The sequence below is a fragment of the Streptomyces sp. SBT349 genome (genome assembly GCF_001083795.1).
Classification (GTDB): Bacteria; Actinomycetota; Actinomycetes; order Streptomycetales; family Streptomycetaceae; genus Streptomyces.
The window spans coordinates 1-4,282 of sequence record NZ_LAVK01000493.1; the positions used below are offsets into that span (position 1 = coordinate 1).

The 4,282-nt window shown below is 75.7% G+C and carries 1 protein-coding gene; it reads right to left on the bottom strand.

Annotated features, from left to right (window positions below):
* A partial coding sequence (locus ADY01_RS33510; RefSeq protein WP_049580529.1) for a type I polyketide synthase occupies nt 1–4,235 on the bottom strand: 4,235 nt, incomplete at its 3' end.
* Nucleotides 4,236–4,282: the final 47 nt, after the last annotated feature.

Genomic DNA, 4,282 nt, shown 5'->3' on the forward strand with positions numbered 1-4,282 from the left:
GAGTCGGCGGGGACGGGCGGGGCCTGCCGTTCGGCGGCGGAGCGCACCCACTGGTCGATGCGGCGCTCGAAGTCGGCGGTGGAGATGAGGACTTGGTGCGGCTCGGCCATGTTCATGAGCCGGCTGTAGAAGTCCTGGCCCTCGCTGGGGCGGATGGCGATCTCGGCCACGACACCGAAGTCCGGGGAGGCGAAGGAGGGGGACACCACGGACTGGTGGAGGGTGTCGTCGTCGCGCTCGCGGAAGATCCAGCCGTCCCAGTTCACCGTCATCCAGGGGATGTCGGCGTCGCGGTGGCGTTCCGCGAAGGAGTCCATGAAGGCGTTGCCTGCGGTGTAGGCGTAGAAGCCGAGGCCGCCCAGGTGCGAGGAGAGGGAGGACTGCATGAGGACGAAGTCCAGCTTCCGGCCGCGCAGGAACTCGGCGAGCACCAGGGTGCCCTCGACCTTCGGGCGCAGGCGGCGGACGCAGTCCTCGCGGCCGGTGTCGTCGAGGCCGCGGAAGGCCCGCTGGGTCTCGAAGACGCCGGCGGCGTGCACGACGCCGTCGAGGCGGCCGAACCGCTCCTCCATGGTCGCGAAGAGCGCGGCGGTCTGCTCGCGGTCGGCGGCGTCGCAGCGGACGGCGAGGATCTCGCCGCCGAGGGCGACCAGCTTGCGGATGCGGGCCACCCGCTCGACCAGGGCCTCGTCGTCGCTGTCGATCGGTGCGCTGTTGCCGTCCTCCCAGAGGGAGGCGTCCGGCACCGTCTCCATGCCGGTGAGGACCAGGCGGGCCCGGCAGGTGCGGACCAGGTACTCGGCGAGGGTCATGCCGATCCCTCCGAGGCCGCCGGTGATGAGGTAGACGCCGTTCTCGCGCAGGCGCAGCGGGCGCCGGTCCTCGGGGACGGCGGGCAGCTCGTCGCGTTCGTAGCAACGGACCCACCGCGCACCGGGGGTGAGCGCCACGGTGGGGTCGGTGGACGCGCCGAGGAGTTCCGCCACGAGCTCGGCGGACCAGGCGTCACCCGGGAGGCCGGTGATGTCGAGGGTGCGGGCGGACATGGCCGGGAAGTCCTGGGGGATGACCAGACCCGGGCCGGCGAGCAGGGCCCGGTCCGGCACGACGTCGGCGGGGTCGGTCCCGACGGGGTGCATGCCGCGGGCGGCGACGTCCAGGCGCACGTGGCGCGAGCCCTGGAGCAGGCCGATCTCCTGGACGGCGTACAGCAGGGTGTAGAAGCCGCGGTCGTACTCGGTGTTCAGGACGGCGAGGCGGCCGTCGAGGGTCGCGCCGTCGTCGAGCGGGCCGGTGCACCACAGGTGGACGACCCGGTCGAGGGGGCGGCGGTCCAGGCCGAGGCCGCGGATGGCCGCCTTCACGGAGTCCTCCTCGCCGGGGCGCACGGGCAGGACGTCGCCGCCCCCCCGGCCGGTGCCAGCCTCGTCCGGGACCATGTGGAGGCAGTCGACGCCGCGGGCCCGCAGGGCCTGGACGACCCGCGCGCTCTCGCCGTCGTTCTCCGCCAGCACCAGCCAGCGTTCGCCGGTGGCGTCGTGAACGCCCGGCACCCGGCGGCGGAACCGCCAGCTCGGGTAGTAGGCCCAGCGGTCCAGGTCCTTCTCGCGGCGGACGGTGCCCCGGGCCCGGTCCCGGCCGTCGGCGGCGCCCCCGGCCGGTGCGGGCTCCTTCAGGTGCTGTTCGCGGGAGAACACGCGGGCGGGCAGCTCGACCGTGCGGCCGGTGCCGGGGCGGCCGGCGGGCGCGGTGTCCGCCGGGAGCCCGGCGACCCAGAGGGCGGCGAGGCCGTGGAGCCACGCGACGCGCGGATCCTTGTCGGCGCGCAGGGGGCGGACGGCCGGTCCGGCGGCCGGGCTCTCCACGGCGCGGGCGAGGAACCCGTCGGGGCTGAGGTCGACGACGACGCAGCCCCGTCCGGCGGCGGCCTCGGCGACGGCCTCGGCGGCCGGCATCAGGTCGAGGGGGCCGCCCAGGTGGGCGGACCAGTACCCGGCGTCCAGGCCCGTGCGGCCGACGACGGTGGTGACGAGCCGGGCGGTGCCGGACCGGACGGGGACGGCATCGGCGAGGGGCGCGAACCGCGCGGCGACCTCGGCCAGCAGGGGGGAGTGAAAGGGCAGAGCCGGATCGAGCACCCGGTGCGGGATGCCGGCCTCGGCGAGGCGGCCGGTGACCCGCGGCAGGGCGTCGGCGGCGAGGGACAGGACGGTGCGGTCCGCGCTCAGCGTGACGGCGGGGTGGGCGAGGTCCTCACCGAGGGTGGCGGCGATCTCACCGGCGGGCAGGCGTACGGCGATCATGGCGCCGGCGGGGGCGTCCCGCAGGAGGCGGGCGCGTTCGAGGACGAGGCGGAGCGCGTCCTCCTCGGTGATGACGCCCGTCGCGGCGGCGGCGGCGTACTCGCCGAGCGAGTACCCCACGATCCGGTCGGCGCGTATGCCGCGGGCGGCGAGTTGTTCGGTCAGGGCCAGGAGGACGGCGACGTGCAGGGCGTGCGCCGTGGGCAGGTCGTGCGCCGTGGGCAGGTCGGGCCCGGCGGCGTCGGCCGGAACCTCGCCCAGCACGCTCTCCAGCGGGGCCAGCGCCGGCTCGACGCCGCGCGCGGTGTCCCAGAGGCGTTCGAGGGCGGCGGTGAACGCGGTCTCCCAGCGGTGGAGGGCGCGGGCGGTCGGCAGCAGGTCGCTGCCCTGGCCCGGCAGCGTCAGCAGGATCTCGGACCCGGGCCGGTGCCAGCCCTCGGCGGTGTGCTCGCCGGCGCCCTCCAGCCCGACGGCCAGTTCGGCGGGGCCGTCGCCGACGGTGGCGAGGCGGTAGGCGTGGTCGTCACGGCCCTCGCGCAGGGTGTGCTCGACGTCGGCCGGGGCGGGGGCCCGGGCGGAGCGCAGCGCGCCGGCGAGGGCGGCGGCGGTGGCCAGGCAGGAGTCGGGGTCGGCGGCGGAGACGCGCAGCACGTGGGGGCCCCCGGCGGGCGCGGTCCGCGGCCGGGTGTCCTCGTGGCCGCGGACGACCGCGTGCACGTTGGTGCCGCCGAAGCCGAAGGAGCTGACGCCCGCGACGCGTTCGGCGGCGGGCAGGTCCAGGGTGCCGGCCGCGTGGGGCAGCGGGGCGTCGACGGCGCGGAGGGCGTCCATGGGCCGGTCGAGGTTGGCGAGCGGAGGGATCACGCCGCGCGAGACGACCTCGCATGCCTTGATGAAGCCGACGACGCCTGCGCCGACGCGCAGGTGGCCGAAGTTGGCCTTGGCCGAGCCGAGCGGCGGCAACGGGGTGTCGCCGAACGCGCCGGCCAGCGCGGACAGTTCGCTGCGGTCGCCCAGCTGGGTTCCCGTGCCGTGGCACTCGACGTAGCCGACCTGGGCCGGTTCGACCTCGGCGACCTCCAGGGCCTGGGCGATGACCTCCGCCTGGCGGGAGGCTCGCGGGGCGGTGAACGACGCCTTCTCGGAGCCGTCGTTGTTGACGGCGGAGCCCGCGAGGACCGCGCGGATCGGCCAGCCGCGTTCCGCGGCGATGCCGGCGTCGGCGAGGAGGACCAGGCCGCCGCCCGAGCCGAAGACGGTGCCGCTCGCGGCGGCGTCGAAGGGCCGGCAGACGCCGTCCCTCGCCATGATGCCGCCCTCCTGGTGGAGGTAGCTGGTGGGCTGCGGGAACTCGACGTCCATGCCGCCGGCCAGGGCCAGGTCGCATTCGCCGGCGGCGATGGCCTGCGCGGCGGTGTGGATGGCCAGCAGGGAGGAGGAGCACGCGGAGCCGACGGACAGGGCGGGGCCGGTCAGTCCGAGCTTGTACGCGATGCGGGTGGCGGCGTAGTGGCCGTCGCCGCCCATGAGGGTGGAGAGCTGGTCGTCGGCCGCCGCCCGCCCGTCGTGGGTGTGGAGCAGGTAGCCGCTCAGTCCGGTGGCGGCGTACACGCCGATGTCGTGGCCGAGTCCGTCGACGCGGACACCCGCCGCCTCCAGGGCCTCGACGGCGCACTCCAGCAGCAGCCGCTGCTGGGGGTCGATCTCGGCGGCCTCACGCGGGGAGTAACCGAAGAAACCGGCGTCGAACAGGCCGATGTCCTCCAGTCCCCCGTAGGCGTGGACGCGCCCTCCGGTGGTGGCGCCGACATTGGTGGAGGCCCGGGTGACGCCGTCACGGCCGGCTGCCACGGTGTTCCACAGATCCGCCACGTCGCGCGCACCCGGCACGCGACACGCGTAGCCGAGGACGGCTGTGCCTTTGCCGTTCAACTCGTTGACTCCTTCTCCTGGGTTCGGGGGGTGGGGTGGTCCGGGGC